The organism is Dechloromonas sp. ZS-1 (genome assembly GCF_039649255.1).
Lineage (GTDB): Bacteria > Pseudomonadota > Gammaproteobacteria > Burkholderiales > Rhodocyclaceae > Azonexus.
Genome location: NZ_JBDIYD010000020.1, coordinates 1 through 15,357, shown reverse-complemented (window position 1 = coordinate 15,357; position 15,357 = coordinate 1). Strand labels below are relative to the sequence as shown.

Below are 15,357 nucleotides of genomic sequence, written 5' to 3'. Positions count from 1 at the left end.
ACGGAGTTCTTGCATGACCGCCATCAAACAGGAAGACCTGATCCAGTCCGTCGCTGATGCCTTCCAGTACATCAGCTACTACCACCCGCTGGATTACATCAAGGCATTGGGCGAAGCCTACGAGCGCGAGGAAGCGCCGGCCGCCAAGGATGCCATCGCCCAGATTCTGACCAATTCCCGCATGGCCGCCGAAGGCCATCGCCCGATCTGCCAGGACACCGGGATCGGCATGGTCTTCATCAAGGTCGGCATGCAGGTCAGCTGGCCGGATGCCACCATGAGCATCCAGGAGATGATCAACGAAGGCGTCCGCCGCGCTTACGCCAACCCGGACAATCCGCTGCGCGCCTCCGTGCTGGCCGATCCGGCCGGCGCCCGCAAGAACACCAAGGACAACACCCCGGCCGTGGTGCACTTCGAGATCGTCGAAGGCCATCACGTTGAAGTGATCTGCGCCGCCAAGGGTGGCGGCTCGGAAGCCAAGTCCAAGTTCGCCATGCTCAACCCGTCCGACGATCTGGTCGATTGGGTCCTCAAGAAGATTCCGGAAATGGGTGCCGGCTGGTGTCCGCCGGGCATCATCGGCATCGGCATCGGCGGCACGCCTGAAAAGGCGATGCTGCTAGCCAAGGAATCGATCATGGCCCCGGTGGATATCCACGAACTGAAGGCCAAGGCGGCCTCCGGTGCCAAACTGACCCGTCCGGAAGAACTGCGTCTTGAGTTGATGGAAAAGATCAACGCACTGGGCGTGGGCGCACAAGGCCTGGGCGGTCTGACCACCGTGCTCGACGTGAAGGTGCTGGACTACCCGTGCCATGCCGCCAACCTGCCGGTTGCACTGGTCCCGAACTGTGCCGCAACGCGTCACTGCCACTTCCACCTGGATGGCTCCGGCCCGGCCAAGATCGAGCCGCCGAAGCTGGCAGACTGGCCGGCCGTCACCTGGACGCCGGACGTCAAATCGGCACTCCGCGTCAATCTGGACACCCTGACCAAGGAAGAAGTCGCTTCCTGGAAGGTCGGCCAGAAGCTGCTCCTGAACGGCAAGATGCTGACCGGCCGCGATGCCGCCCACAAGCGCATCGCCGACATGCTGGCCAAGGGCGAGAAGCTGCCGGTCGACTTCACCAACCGCATCATTTACTACGTCGGTCCGGTCGACCCGGTGCGTGACGAAGTCGTCGGTCCGGCCGGCCCGACCACCGCGACCCGCATGGACAAGTTCACGCGCATGATGCTGGAAAAAACCGGCCTGATCTCCATGGTCGGCAAGTCCGAGCGCGGCGACACCGCCATCGAAGCCATCAAGGACAACAAGTCGGCCTACCTGATGGCCGTCGGCGGGGCCGCCTACCTCGTGGCCAAGGCGATCAAGTCGGCCAAGGTCGTCGGCTTCGAAGACCTGGGCATGGAAGCCATCTACGAATTCGATGTGCAGGACATGCCGGTCACCGTCGCTGTCGATTCGACGGGCAGCAATGTGCACGAAAGCGGTCCGAAGGAATGGCAAGTCAAGATCGGCAAGATTCCGGTCAAGGCCTGATCTGACGCGCATCGCAAAACCCGGCCCTGTGCCGGGTTTTTTTACATGGAAAAGCAGACAGGACAACAGCATGACGACACGCATCATCGGCCTGATCCACCTCACCGACACGCAGGCTTTCGAGCAGTACCGCAGCCAGGTTGGGGCGACCGTAGCAGCCTTCGGCGGCACCGTCAGTTTTCGCGGCGCCCACCTCGAAACCTACTGGAACGATCTCGGCTGCGCCGCCTTCGAGGCCGTGGTCGAACTGCAATTCCCCGATGCCGAGACGGCGCGTACCTGGCGTGACAGCCCGGCCTACCAGGCACTCATTCCCATTCGCAGCCAGGCCATGAAACTCAGTTTGTTTGCCGTCGAATAAGCCATGTTCCGCACATTCCGCATCCTGATCCTGTTGCTCATCCTCGCCACCGTTGGCCTCTCGGCCTGGCGCAGCAACAGTCGCCTGACCGCCTGGGAAAACACCGTCCACGTGGCCCTCTATCCGATTGCCGGCGACGATGCCCCGAGCACCCAGGCCTACCTGGCACAACTGGATAACAGCCAATTTGCCGAGATTGCCGAATGGATTCAGGCAGAAACCCAGCGCTACGGCAAATCCCTGCTTCAGCCCATTGCCCTGCAGTTGGCGCCCCCGCTGCGCGAAGCACCGCCGCTGCCGCCCACAAACCGCAGCCAGCTCGACATCGCACTTTGGAGCCTGAAATTCCGCTGGTGGGCCAGCCAGCACGACGCCATCGCCGGCCCCAAGCCGCAGGTTCGCCTCTTCATCCTTTTCCACGACCCGGCGCGCACCCCGCAGCCACCCCATTCCACCGGCCTCGACAAAGGTCAGATCGGCATCGTACATGCCTTCGCCCATCGCATGCAGCGACGCCAGAACAACATCGTGATCGCCCACGAAATGCTGCACACCTTCGGTGCCAGCGACAAATACAACCTGGCCACCCTGCAACCCATCTGGCCGCAGGGCTATGCCGAACCGGACAAATCACCCCGCCTTCCGCAGACCTGGGCTGAAATCATGGCGGGGCGCATCCCGCTGACCGAGACACGCGCCGAGATGCCAGCCAGCCTGCAGCAGAGCCTGATTGGTCCGGAAACCGCGAAGGAAATCGGCCTGCTGCGGTCAACGCGCTAAACCGGCCTGAAATGCAGTGAGCCCCGACACGCTCAGGATCAGGCCCCGCCCATTCTGGGCAGTCTGATTAGGCAAAAACGTTAAAAATACAAAATCAACCAACCCACTCAGATTGCCCCACGCTACAATTACCCAAACGGAATGGTGAGTGCGAGACGGCAATGCGACATCTCAGGGAAGGACTTTTCGCGGCACTGCATACGCTCGGTCTGATGGCGTTCAGTGCCCTCTGCCAGCTCGGCAGCAATCCGGCATGGGCACAAACAGCCCCGAGCCGGTCTCCCATCCTGATTGCGCATGTCGCCCCCACCACCGGGCGCTTTGCCCTGCACGCCGAGGCGGACCGGCGCGGGGTGGACATGGCCATCGAGGATGCCAATCGCGCCGGCGGGGTGTTAGGCCGGGAGGTCGTGCTGGTGTCCAGCAATCCCACCATGGACGGAAAAAAAGCCGCGCAGGTTGCCGAAACCTTGATCCTCAAGAACAAGATCGGTTTCATGGTCGGCGCAGTTGCCTCGAATATCGCCGCCAGCATGTCCGCCGTAGCCCAGCAACACGGCGTGATTTTCATCAACACCAATTCATCCGCCCCCTCGGAATCGGTCGACAATGCCCATCGGTCCAAATTCGTGTTCGATGCCAGTGGCGCCAACTTCAACCGTGCCTTGCTCAAATACGCGCTCAAGGACCGCAAATCGAAGCGTGTCCTGCAACTGACCGAGGATAATGCGGCCGGCCACAGCAACGCAGCGGCCATGCGTCCCTATATCACCGAGTACGGCGGCCAGTTGGTGGGCGAAGTCCTGGCACCGGAAAACCTCACGGACCCGGCAAGTATCCTGAAGCAGGTCGCAGCCATTCCGGCTGATGTGGTGGCACTGGTCATCAGTGGTGACAACCAGATCAAGCTCTTCTCGCAGATTGATCCACAGGTATTGGAAAAGCAGTACTGGGTGGTCGGCGAAGTGGATTGGGAAGAACTTTATCCGGCCCCCGGCACCCCGCGCCCCCTGTTCGGGACCACCTGGGCCTGGAATCTCGACACCCCCGGCACCCAGGCCTTTGTCGAACGCTACCGCAAACGTTATGGCCACACGAAACTCGACTGGCCCGGCGACGTGACGCACGCTGCCTATCTCGCCACCAAAGCCCTGCTCGAAGCGATCCAGAAAGCCGGCACCACCGACAATCATGCGGTCATACAGCAGCTTGAAAACTACAAGGCCAGCGCCCGGGAGCGCATGCAGCACGACGCAGCCTGGATGGACCCGAACAGTCATCACTTGCAGCAAACGGTCTATATCGCACGCTGGAAACCGAATGCCCGGCGTCCGGAACAAGGCATCGAAATCCTGGGACGGATCTCCCCGGAACAAGCCCGTTACGAAGCCGAAAAAACCACGCGCCTGGAATCCCTGGCCGACACGCCACGTCACACGCCCTGAACCATGTTCAAACGCCTTGGCCTGATCGGCCGCATTGCCCTGCTGGTCATCCTCATCGAAGTACTGGTATTCGGGGCACTCAGCACCTTCTATGTGAGCCGCTTCAATCATGCGCTCGATGAACACCTCGTCACGGGCATGCGCAATGTGGGCCGCATGCTGGCCAGCGAAAGCCTCTCCATCAGTTCCCTTGCTGAAGACAACCTGATTTCGGAGCTGATCGGCGCCCCCTATCTGGATGGGCTGGCCATCGGCGGCAACGGCCGTGTCATCGTGGCCACGGACCCCAGCCGCCTGGGCCGTGGCATGGAGGCGCTGCCCGAGATCAACCCTCAGTGGCTGGATCGCAACGCACCCGACGAACAATGGGTGCGCGACGGTCAACGCCTGACCAGCATCCAAAAACTGATGGGCAGTACGAGCCAGACACCGCTCTACACCGCCATCATCACGGTCAGCACCGCGAACATCGATGCCCGCAAGCGCGCCGTGCTGCTCTGGGGCATCGGCGCTTCAGCCCTCTTCATCCTGCTCAGTTCAGCATTGCTGATCGTGGTTGCCCAACGCTTCATCGGCGAACGCGTGGCCCGCACACTGACGGTCCTGAAACAGGTCGAAGCCGGCACCTTCGACACCCGTATCACCGATACGGCCCATGACGAAATCGGGCAACTGCAGGAAGGCATCAATACGATGATCGGCAAGGTCGGCGACCTGCTGCATCGGCAACATGCCTACGCCGAAGCCATGCGCGCCCAGAAGGAACTGCTGCAATCCATCATCGACCACACGCCCGTCCGAGTTTTCTGGAAGGATCGCGACTTGCGTTACCTGGGCTGCAACACCTTGTTCGCGCAGGATGCAGGCATTGGCAATCCACAGGACATCATTGGCAAGAGCGATCTGGACATGGTCTGGCACAACGAGGCCGAACGTTACCGCCAGGACGATTTTGCCGTGATGACCTCCGGCACGGCCAAGCTGGAATTTGAAGAGCCGCAGTCCTCGGCGCAGGGAGCAATCTGGTTGAGCACCTCCAAGGTGCCCTTGCGGGATGCCCAAGGCCAGGTTTTCGGCGTACTGGGGATTTACCAGGACATCACCGAGCGCAAACGCATCGAGCGCGAACTGATCGAATACCGTGACCATCTGGAGGCGCTCGTCCGGGGACGCACCGCCGAACTCGAAGCGGCCAAGGAAGTAGCCGAAAGCGCCAATGTTGCCAAGAGCGTCTTCCTGGCCAACATGAGCCACGAAATCCGCACGCCCTTGAATGCGATCACCGGCATGGCCTATCTCCTGCGGCGTACCGGGGTGACGCCGATCCAGGCTGAAAAACTCGACAAGATCGAGGCCGCAGGCAACCACCTGCTGGAAATCATCAACGCCATTCTCGATCTATCGAAGATCGAGGCCGGCAAATTCACCTTGGCAGAAGACCCGCTCTTCATCGACGAAGTGGTCGAAAACGTGTCCAGCATGGTGAGTGCGAAAATCAAGGCCAAGGGGCTGGACTATGTCATCGAGTGCGGACGTTGCCCGAACAACTTAATTGGCGATCGCACACGCCTGCAGCAGGCGCTGCTCAACTACCTGAGCAACGCCATCAAATTCACCGAGACGGGCCGTATCACCCTGAGCGTCCGCACCGAGGACGAAAACGATCACAGCGCCCTGCTCCGCTTTGCCGTCACCGACACCGGCCCCGGCATTCCAGCGGATGCGCTGCCCCGGCTGTTCACCGCCTTCGAGCAGGCCGACAACTCGATCACGCGTAAACACGGCGGGACCGGGCTCGGCCTGGCCATCACCCGCAAGATCGCTCAGGTGATGGGCGGCGATGCCGGCGTTGAGACCCGCCTGGGTGAAGGCAGCACCTTCTGGGTGACCTTCCGCCTGAAGAAGGGCGCCGAGCGCTTCCGCAGCAGCCTGGTGCCGAATGCCCACGATACCGAGGCCATCCTGCGCCGCGACTATACCGGCACGGTGGTACTGCTGGCCGAAGACGAGCCGGTCAACCGGGAGGTCGCCATGGCCCTGCTCGCCGGCGTGGGCATCGTCGCCGAAATCGCAGAAGACGGCGTCCAGGCGGTGAACATGGCTGCAGCGCAGCCCTATGCCCTGATCCTGATGGACATGCAGATGCCCAATATGGACGGCCTCGAGGCCACCCGCCGTATCCGCCAACAACCACGCGGTCTGCACACGCCCATTCTCGCGATGACGGCCAACGCGTTTGCCGAAGACAAGGTGCGCTGCTTTGAAGCCGGCATGGATGATTTCATTCCCAAGCCGGTCGATCCGAACACACTCTTCGTGACCGTCTTGCAGTGGCTGCGCAAACGCAGCTGAGCGTGGCAGCGCGCGCTTAGGACAGCCACCGGCACACACCGACGGTCGACGGTGAAATCCGCCTCGATTTCCCGGTCGACCGTCGCCCCGCTATTTGGAGAGCCTGCGCATTGCCCGCGCCAGCCCATCCAGGGTCAGCGGGAACATCCGGTTGTTGCAGAGCTGGCGGATCATCCGCACCGACTGCGTCCACTCCCACTGCCCTTCCGGCAGCGGATTCAGCCAGGCGGCGTGTGGCCAGTGAGTGAGCAAGCGCTCCAGCCACGCGGCCCCCGGTTCCGGGTTCCAGTGTTCGACGCTGCCGCCGGGATGGCTGATCTCGTAGGGGCTCATGCTGGCGTCGCCGACGAAGACCAGCTTGTAGTCCGGGCCATAGGTGTGCAGCACGTCCCAGGTCGACATTTTTTCATCGTGGCGGCGGCGGTTGTCCTTCCACACCCCCTCATAAACGCAGTTGTGGAAGTAGAAGTGCTCCAGGTGCTTGAACTCGGCGCGCGCGGCGGAAAACAGCTCTTCGCAAACCTGGATGTGGTCATCCATCGAGCCGCCCACATCGAGAAAGAGCAGCACCTTGACTGCGTTGTGGCGCTCCGGCCGCAGGTGCAGGTCGAGCATGCCGCCGTTGCGGGCGGTGCCGGCGATGGTGCCATCGAGGTCGAGTTCGGTCGCTGCGCCCTGGCGGGCAAAGCGACGCAGCCGGCGCAAGGCGACCTTGATGTTGCGCACGCCGAGTTCGATGCTGTCATCGAGATTGCGGAATTCGCGCCGTTCCCAGACCTTGACGGCAGTACGGTTACCGGCTGATTCGCCACCGATGCGCACGCCCTCCGGGTGATAGCCGCCGTGACCGAAGGGCGAAGTGCCGCCGGTGCCAATCCATTTGCTGCCGCCGGCGTGGCGCTCCTTCTGCTCGTCCAAGCGCTGCTTCAAGGTTTCGAAGAGTTTTTCATAGCCCAGTTTCTGCAGCTTGAGGCGGTCTTCCTCGGTCAAATGACGCTTGGCCGCCAGCCGCAGCCACTCTTCCGGCACCAGCACGTCCATGCCCGGCAAGGCTTCGATGCCCTGAAAATACTCGCCGAAAGCGCGGTCGAAGCGGTCGTACAGTGCCTCGTCCTTGATCAGCAGCGCGCGGGCGATCAGGTAAAAATCGTCCAGGCTGCCGCTGACCAGGCGCGCCTCCAGCGCTTCGAGCAGGGCCAGCAATTCCTTGGTCGACACCGGCAGTTGCCGCGCCCGCAGGTGCAGCAAAAAATCGATCAACACGGTGTCAGCCCTTGCGGCGGGCCATGAAGGCCAGGCGTTCGAAGAGGTGGATATCCTGCTCGTTCTTGAGCAAGGCGCCGTGCAGCGGCGGAATGCTGTCTTTACTGTCCTTGGCGCGCAGCACTTCCGGCGGAATGTCTTCGGCCAGGAGCAGCTTGAGCCAGTCGATCAGTTCGCTGGTCGAGGGCTTTTTCTTCAGCCCCGGCACCTCGCGCAGGTCGAAAAAGACTTCGAGCGCTTCCTTGAGCAGTTCGTGCTTGAGCGCCGGGAAATGCACATCGACGATGCGCTGCATGGTCGCCTTGTCCGGGAACTTGATGTAGTGGAAGAAGCAGCGGCGCAAAAAGGCGTCCGGCAACTCCTTCTCGTTGTTCGAGGTGATGATGATCAGCGGGCGATGCTTGGCCTTGAGCGTCTTTTGCAGCTCGTAGCAGTGGAACTCCATGCGGTCGAGTTCGCGCAGCAGGTCGTTGGGGAATTCGATGTCGGCCTTGTCGATCTCATCGATCAGCACCACCGAGGGCACGTCGCACTCGAAGGCCTGCCACAGCACGCCGGGGACGATGTAGTTGGCAATGTCGTGCACGCGCGGGTCGCCCAGCTGCGAGTCACGCAGACGGGACACCGCGTCGTATTCGTACAGGCCCTGCTGCGCCTTGGTGGTGGATTTCACGTGCCACTGGAAAAGCGGCATGTTGAGTGCCCGCGCCACTTCCTCGGCGAGCAGGGTCTTGCCGGTGCCCGGCTCGCCCTTGATCAGGAGCGGGCGTTGCAGGGCAATGGCGGCATTCACGGCAAGCGTGAGGTCACGGGTGGCAACGTAGGAATCGGTACCTTCGAATTTCATGGCTGTTCTCGTGGGGATAATGAAATGAACGATGTTTTTAGGGTTTTCTGACGGTCGACCGCATTGAAGCGGCAAAAATCGAGGCTGGCAAGTCAGGATCCTGCCGCGTCATGTCGCCATGCCAAACGCACGCTTGAAAATGTCTTGACAGACGAAAAGTCAACGCCAGTTGCACACAAGCGGACGAAATATTTTTTCACGCAGGGGCTTGACACGGAAAAAAGCCTGACAGAACAAGGATCCACAAAGATTTCCTTAAAAATCAAATACTTGAACAAACGCCCAAGTTTGAGGCAGCGTAACAAAAATCCTTTTCGAATCAGCACTTAGCGCATCTACTCCCGAGTCATTCACAGACTTATCCACAGGTTTTGTGGATAGCCGGGATGCATAGGGAGATCACACGACAGGTCGCAGCGCCTGCACCACGCCGATCGATCGGCAGCAATCACGTTGACGTTAACGTCAACCATAACTTACTTTATCCGGACAACAACATCCCCTCGGAGACACCCCCATGCGCCCCATCGCCAATCCGGATTTCGTCGCCTGCGTACAGCGCAGCTTCGACAAGCAGCACGCCATGCACCTGATCCGCGCCACCCTCCCGGTCGTCGAGCCTGGGCGCACGGAGATTCATGTCCCGCACTGGGAAGGTATCGAACAGCAGCATGGTTTCGTGCATGGCGGCGTGGTCGGCATGATTGCCGACTCTGCTGCGGGCTATGCAGCCATGACGCTGGTGCCGGCCACGGCCTCGGTTCTCACGGTGGAATACAAAATGAACCTGATGGCCCCGGCCGATGGCGAAAAGCTGATTGCCCGCGGCAAGGTGGTGCGCCCCGGCAAAACCCTGATCGTCACGCAGGCCGAGGTCTTCGCCGTCAAGGACGGCAAGGAAACGGCCTGCGCCCTGATGCAGCAAACCATCATGGTCATGCAGGGCAAAGCCGAAAAATAGCCTTTTTCAGGCCTCGACCGTCGCCCTGGCCCCAGCCGCCGTCTGCGCAGTCAGGGCGGCGACCAGGGTCGTCATGGCCGGGAGCGGCACGCCTTCCTGCAGGCAGACCAGGCCGGTCGGCACTTCACCGATCTCCGGCGGCACGGCTTCGACGATCAGGTCCGGCGCATGCTTCGATTGCTCGACCACGCGGCGCGGCATCAGGGTCCAGCCCAGGCCGACCGAGACGCAGCCCAGAATGCCATCCAGCGTGCCGAACTCCATCACGTCGGCCTGGGCATGTCCGATGCTGCGCTGCCAGGCCAGGGCACGCGTCCGGTAGGCGCAGCCTTCACGAAACAGGATCAAGGGCAGTTGCACCGGGTCCGCCCCTTGCGCATGCACCTGCACCAATTCTTCCACCACCACCGGCTGAAAGGCCAGGTCAGGATGAATCACCGGCCCGGCCACAAAGGCGCAATCGAGTTTGTGATCCAGCACTTTCTCAACAAGCAGGGCCGTCGGTTCGGTATACACCCGCAGTTCGACACCGGGATGGGCAGCCCTGACCGCCTTGAGCCCGCCCGGCAAATGCAATGCGGCGAAGGTTTCCATCGCGCCGATGCGCAACTCGCCCACGCTGCTCCCCACCTGCCGCACCGCCGCAGCCGTCTGGCGTTCCAGTTGCAGCATGCGCCGGGCGTAATCGAGCAATACACGGCCCGAGGGTGCCAGTTCCAGCCCCCGCCCCTTGCGCAGGAAAAGCTCGGTCCCGAGTTCCTCTTCCAGCTTGCGGATCCGCCCGGTGACGTTGGATTGCACGGTATTCAGGCGGCGCGAAGCGGCCAGGATGCCGCCCTCCTCGACCACGGCCTGAAAGGTGCGCAGCGCGATCAGCTCCATATATTCTCCATTACAGAACAATTGATTCTGAACAAATCATTTGAATCGATACTTTACACCCGTTATCGTGCATTCATCCATGCATAACAGGTTAAACACCATGAACAGCGCCCAGCCCACCACGCCCGCCACCGACCAGCGACAACGCCTGAAAGTCATGGGGGCCGGCATTTTCAGCCTGCTCCTGGCACTCGGCGTCGCCCGTTTTGCCTACACACCGCTGCTGCCGCTGATGCAGCAGCAAGCCGGGCTGGGGCTGGCCGAAGGCGGCTGGCTCGCCGCCATCAATTACGCGGGCTACCTCTCAGGCGCCCTGATCGCCGCCTCGATTTCCGATCTGGTCCTGAAAGACCGCCTGTACCGCATCGGCATGCTGGTGGCGATTGCCAGCACGGTGATGATGGGGCTGACCACCGACCTCTGGGTCTGGCTGGCCTCGCGGTATCTGGCCGGCCTTTCCAGTGCCGCCGCCATGCTGCTCGGTACCGGCCTGATCCTCAACTGGCTGATGCGCCACAACCACCGCGCCGAACTCGGCATCCATTTTTCCGGCATCGGTCTCGCCATTTCCGGCTGCTCGGCCGCGGTCTGGCTGATGACCCCGACGCTGAACTGGCGCGAACAGTGGTTCGCCTTCAGCACCCTCGCCTGCCTGCTGGTCATCCCGGCCCTGCGCTGGCTGCCCGCCCCCGACACCTCCGGCCTCACCGCCAGCGGCCAGAAGCTGGTGGACAATCCGCCGTCGCCCACCTACCTGCGCCTCTTCATGGCGGCGTATTTCTGTGCGGGCGTCGGCTTCGTGGTCACGGCCACCTTCATCGTCGCCATCATCAATGGCCTGCCGGGCATGGCAGGTCAGGGCACCAAGATTTTCCTGGCCATCGGCATCGGTGCCGCCCCCGCCTGCATCTCGTGGGACTTCATCGCGCGCCGCATCGGCGACCTGAATGCGCTGATTCTGGCGGCCGGCCTGCAGATTGTCGGCATCCTGATGCCGGTGGCGGTCGACGGTCTGCTGCCGGCCATTTTCGCTGCCCTGCTCTTTGGCTCGACCTTCGTCGGCATGGTCAGTCTGGTGCTCACCATGGCCGGGCGCTTCTACCCGACCAAACCGGCCAAGATGATGGGCAAGATGACCATTTCGTACGGCATCGCCCAGATCGCCGCCCCCGCCGTGACCGGCTGGCTGGCCAGCGGCAGCGGCCACTACGCCGGCGGGCTGTGGCTCGCTGCCGGCATCATGCTGATCGGTACCGCCCTCCTCGTCGCCCTGCGCCTGCTCGAACGGCGTGAAGCGACGGCCGGGCTGCAAACCTGCCCGCAGCAGTGAATAACCCTATTGCCGGAGGGCTTGCATTTCGCAAAACCTTCGGCGATAGTCTTGCCTCATTCAATTTTTGCACCGATCCATTTCCGACATGACCGCCTGCCTCGACCTCTCCCGCATCGCACTGTCCGTGCTGCCGGTCGTCGTACGCGTAGTCGTAGTAGTAGGCGTCGTAACGCCTGCGCCGTCGCGGATCGGATAAAGACACAGCAAGACAGACTTCCCGAAACCCCGCCGGCGCAACCGGCGGGGTTTTTTGCTTTATGCCCCCCGGAAAACGCCCCAACCAAGGAGATTGAAGCATGACCGAAACCCTCAATGGCGCCCAGATTACCGTGCGCCTCCTGGAACGCCAGGGTATCCGTATCGTCACCGGCTACCCCGGCGGCGCCATCCTGCCGATGTACGACGCCCTGAGCCAATCGCAGAAAGTCCGCCATGTCCTCGCCCGGCATGAGCAGGGCGCCGGCTTCATCGCCCAGGGCATGGCCCGCGCCACCGGTGAGGTTGCAGTCTGCATGGCCTCCTCCGGCCCCGGCGCAACCAACCTGCTGACCGCGATTGCCGATGCTAAGCTGGATTCCATCCCGCTCGTCGCCATCACCGGTCAGGTGCCCAAGGCGATGATCGGTACCGATGCTTTCCAGGAAGTCGACACCTACGGCCTGACCGTGCCGATCACCAAGCACAACTTCCTGGTTTCCTCGGCAGAAGAACTGCTGGAGGTCATTCCCCGCGCCTTCGAAATCGCCGCCTCCGGCCGCCCCGGCCCGGTGCTCGTGGATATTCCCAAGGATGTGCAGTTGCAGGCCATCGAAATCAGCGACTGGCCGGCCCCGGCCACGCGCCAGATGCCGCCGCCGGCCTACCGCATGGCCATCGCCGAAGCAGCTTCCCTGATCAATGCCGCCCAGCGCCCGATTCTCTACCTCGGCGGTGGCGTGGTGCACTCGGGCGCCGCCGAACTGGCGGTCAACCTGGCCGAGAAGGCCAATTTGCCCACCGTGATGACCCTGATGGCCCTCGGCGCCATGCCGGTCGATCACCCGCTGTCGCTCTCCATGCTCGGCATGCACGGTGCCCGCTATTGCAACCTGGCACTCGATGAGTGCGACCTGCTGATCGCCGTCGGCGCGCGCTTCGACGACCGCGCCACGGGCAAGGTGGCCGCCTTCTGTTCGCAGGCCAAGATCGTCCATATCGACATCGACCCGGCCGAACTGGACAAGATCAAGACGGCCCACGTCGGCATCACCGCCGATGTGCAGGAAGCCCTGACGCAACTCCTGCCGCTGGTCGCCGAAAACAGCCGTTCCCCGTGGGTTGACCGTGTGAATACCCTCAAGCGCGACTTCCCGCAGGCCTTCCCGGATATCGACGAGCCGCGCTCGCACTTCGGGCTGATCCGCAGCATCGCCGCCTGCCTCGACGATGATGCGACCATCGCCACCGATGTCGGTCAGCACCAGATGTGGGTGGCCCAGGCCTATCCGCTGCGCCGTCCACGCCAGTGGCTGACCTCCGGCGGCCTGGGCACCATGGGCTTCGGCGTGCCTGCCGCCATCGGCGCCGCCCTGGCCGAGCCGGAACGCACCGTGGTCTGCTTCACCGGTGACGGCTCCATCCTGATGAACATTCAGGAACTGGTCACAGCCGCAGAAGAAAACGTCAATCTGAAAATCGTCCTGATGAACAACGCCACCCTCGGCCTCGTCCATCAGCAGCAGACCCTGTTCTACGGCGAGCGCCTGTTTGCGTCCCAGTTCAAGGGCATGCCCGACTTCGTGAAGGCAGCCCAGGCGCTGGGCATCTCGGCGGTCAACCTCGATACGGCGGCCAATCCCTGCGCCGCGCTGATGGAGGCCATTTCCCGCCCCGGCCCCTGCCTCATCCATGCCAGCATCGATGCCGAGCAGAAGGTCTACCCGATGGTGCCGCCGGGCGCCGCCAACCGCGACATGATTGGAGCCTGAAATGAACGCAGTGAACCGCAATGAAATGCAGGCGCTGAGCCGCGCCGTCCTGGAAATCGACGTGAATAACCATGCCGGCGTGATGTCCCACGTCGTCGGGCTGTTTTCGCGTCGCGCCTACAACGTTGAAGGGATTCTCTGTCTGCCTGTCGGCGATGGTCGCAAGAGCCGCATCTGGCTGCTCGTCATCGAAGACACGCGCCTGCCCCAGATGATCAAGCAGGTGGAAAAGCTGGAGGATGTAATCGGCATCCGCCGGCACAATGCAGACCACGCGGTGTTCAATCAGCTGGAAGCCTTCTTCCAGCCCTGAAACAAGAAAGCCCGGCATTGCCGGGCTTTTTCCTTAATGGTGATCGCAGAGAATATCCGGATTATCCACCGCACCATCGGCCATTTTCTGCAGGTTTTCCAGCACTTTCATGCTGGCCCGCTCCATGCTGGCCACATGGCGCAACATGGCGGAAAACTCGCCCGCGCGTTTGGCCTTCAAGGCCTCGATGCCATCCCGATGTACTTCGATGTGCGGCGGCTCGATTTCCTTATACCCCCCCAGGCGGCTGAAGCAATCCCGCCCTTCCCCCTCGTAGTACCACTTGCCCAGACGGCAGGTGGTATGCGACGCAACCTGCTCCGGCACCAGGTCCAGCAGACCGAACAAGCCCAGATAAATGCGGAACTTGAAAACCAGATGGTCCACCTTGGCCACTTCGACAAAGCTCTTCAGGGCGCTGCCGGCAATGACCTGCTCCATCTTGCGCGCCAGGTCGATCAGGCGGTTCATGTCATCGGTCGCCTGCTTGCCGCGCTCGCTGTAGCCACTGGCCGCCGTGGCCAAGCCCTCCATGGCCGCCTTGGCATTGCCGGAGTCGCGACGGATACCGGAGACCAGGCCATCGATATCGGTGGTTGCCTTGGCGGTACGCTCCGCCAATTTACGCACCTCATCTGCCACCACAGCAAAACCACGCCCGGCCTCGCCGGCCCGCGCGGCTTCGATGGCAGCATTCAGGGCAAGCAGGTTGGTCTGATCGGCAATGTCGTGAATCAGCTGGACAATATGGCCAATCTGATCGGCCTGACGGGCGAGCGCATCCACTTCCTGTGCGGCCTTGGAGGAATCGGCGGCCAGACGATGCAGGTTGGCAGCGATTTCCGTGGTGGTCTGTCCGCTGGCGGCGGAAACTTCGGCCGCCTCAACGGCTTGCATGCGCTCATCGCGAAGGATGTGAGCCATGTCCCCCAGACTGCTTTGGGACATGCCAAGGGAGTCGCTGAACAAAGCGAGGTTGGCAAGGATGTCACGCAATACCTGACACTCCCGTTCTTTCTCTGCGGCAGCGCTTTGTTCTGCCTGCAATGCCTGGCGAGCCTGCGCCAGATCCTGAACCAGTCCTGCTTCACGACGCTGGCTTTCCGCCAGCATGGCCTCCAGTGAGGCAATCTTGCTTGAATGACCGAAAAACATCGAACAACGACCTCTAACACTCAGAAATATTTCCGCAACAATTCATGAATCTTAAATCAACGCGCACCACCTAGTTGTTTAGTCCCACAGTGTGGTGGTGTAATTTATAGCCAGCTACGGAGGGATGAGTTATGGGACAGGTACTCCACGGA

13 protein-coding genes are annotated in these 15,357 nt (G+C 61.9%); 9 read left to right on the top strand and 4 right to left on the bottom strand.

What is annotated here, in order from left to right:
* Positions 1–13 precede the first annotated feature (13 nt).
* From AACO21_RS15885 to AACO21_RS15865, 5 genes are all read left to right on the top strand, one after another.
* A complete protein-coding gene (locus AACO21_RS15885) occupies positions 14–1,546 on the top strand; it encodes a fumarate hydratase (RefSeq protein WP_346193507.1) in 1,533 nt (510 codons plus the stop codon).
* 70 nt (positions 1,547–1,616) lie between these two features.
* Positions 1,617–1,907 (top strand): DUF1330 domain-containing protein, encoded by a 291-nt coding sequence (locus tag AACO21_RS15880; protein ID WP_346193506.1) that lies wholly within the window; start codon positions 1,617–1,619, stop codon positions 1,905–1,907.
* Between the two features lie 3 nt (positions 1,908–1,910).
* A complete protein-coding gene (locus tag AACO21_RS15875) occupies positions 1,911–2,687 on the top strand; it encodes a hypothetical protein (protein WP_346193505.1) in 777 nt (258 codons plus the stop codon).
* Positions 2,688–2,899: 212 nt separating this feature from the next.
* Entirely contained in the window at positions 2,900–4,132 is a 1,233-nt protein-coding gene (locus AACO21_RS15870; RefSeq protein WP_346193504.1) for an ABC transporter substrate-binding protein, read from the top strand.
* Positions 4,133–4,135: 3 nt separating this feature from the next.
* A complete protein-coding gene (locus AACO21_RS15865; protein WP_346193503.1) occupies positions 4,136–6,484 on the top strand; it encodes an ATP-binding protein in 2,349 nt (782 codons plus the stop codon).
* A gap of 90 nt (positions 6,485–6,574) precedes the next feature.
* On the opposite strand, the gene AACO21_RS15860 is transcribed toward AACO21_RS15865, so the two are convergent.
* Both AACO21_RS15860 and AACO21_RS15855 read right to left on the bottom strand, forming a co-directional pair.
* Complete coding sequence (locus tag AACO21_RS15860) at positions 6,575–7,747, bottom strand: VWA domain-containing protein (RefSeq protein WP_346193502.1); 1,173 nt, start codon at positions 7,745–7,747, stop codon at positions 6,575–6,577.
* Between the two features lie 4 nt (positions 7,748–7,751).
* A complete protein-coding gene (locus AACO21_RS15855) occupies positions 7,752–8,594 on the bottom strand; it encodes a MoxR family ATPase (RefSeq protein ID WP_346193501.1) in 843 nt (280 codons plus the stop codon).
* Between the two features lie 517 nt (positions 8,595–9,111).
* On the opposite strand from AACO21_RS15855, the gene AACO21_RS15850 reads away from it, so the two are divergent.
* Positions 9,112–9,555: a PaaI family thioesterase gene (locus AACO21_RS15850; RefSeq protein ID WP_346193500.1), complete on the top strand. Its 444-nt coding sequence runs from the start codon at positions 9,112–9,114 to the stop codon at positions 9,553–9,555.
* A 6-nt stretch (positions 9,556–9,561) separates the two neighbouring features.
* Here the strand turns inward: AACO21_RS15850 and AACO21_RS15845 are convergent, their stop codons facing one another.
* Entirely contained in the window at positions 9,562–10,437 is an 876-nt protein-coding gene (locus AACO21_RS15845; protein ID WP_346193499.1) for a LysR substrate-binding domain-containing protein, read from the bottom strand.
* A gap of 100 nt (positions 10,438–10,537) precedes the next feature.
* On the opposite strand from AACO21_RS15845, the gene AACO21_RS15840 reads away from it, so the two are divergent.
* The 3 genes from AACO21_RS15840 to ilvN all read left to right on the top strand — a co-directional run bounded on the left by AACO21_RS15840 (position 10,538) and on the right by ilvN (position 14,050).
* Positions 10,538–11,767: a YbfB/YjiJ family MFS transporter gene (locus AACO21_RS15840; protein WP_346193498.1), complete on the top strand. Its 1,230-nt coding sequence runs from the start codon at positions 10,538–10,540 to the stop codon at positions 11,765–11,767.
* Positions 11,768–12,066: 299 nt separating this feature from the next.
* A complete protein-coding gene (ilvB, locus tag AACO21_RS15835) occupies positions 12,067–13,737 on the top strand; it encodes an acetolactate synthase large subunit (protein WP_346193497.1) in 1,671 nt (556 codons plus the stop codon).
* A gap of 1 nt (position 13,738) precedes the next feature.
* Entirely contained in the window at positions 13,739–14,050 is a 312-nt protein-coding gene (gene ilvN / locus AACO21_RS15830; protein WP_346193496.1) for an acetolactate synthase small subunit, read from the top strand.
* 33 nt (positions 14,051–14,083) lie between these two features.
* On the opposite strand, the gene AACO21_RS15825 is transcribed toward ilvN, so the two are convergent.
* Positions 14,084–15,205 carry a methyl-accepting chemotaxis protein gene (locus AACO21_RS15825; RefSeq protein ID WP_346193495.1) on the bottom strand — a complete coding sequence of 374 codons (1,122 nt, stop codon included), beginning with the start codon at positions 15,203–15,205 and terminating at the stop codon, positions 14,084–14,086.
* Positions 15,206–15,357: the final 152 nt, after the last annotated feature.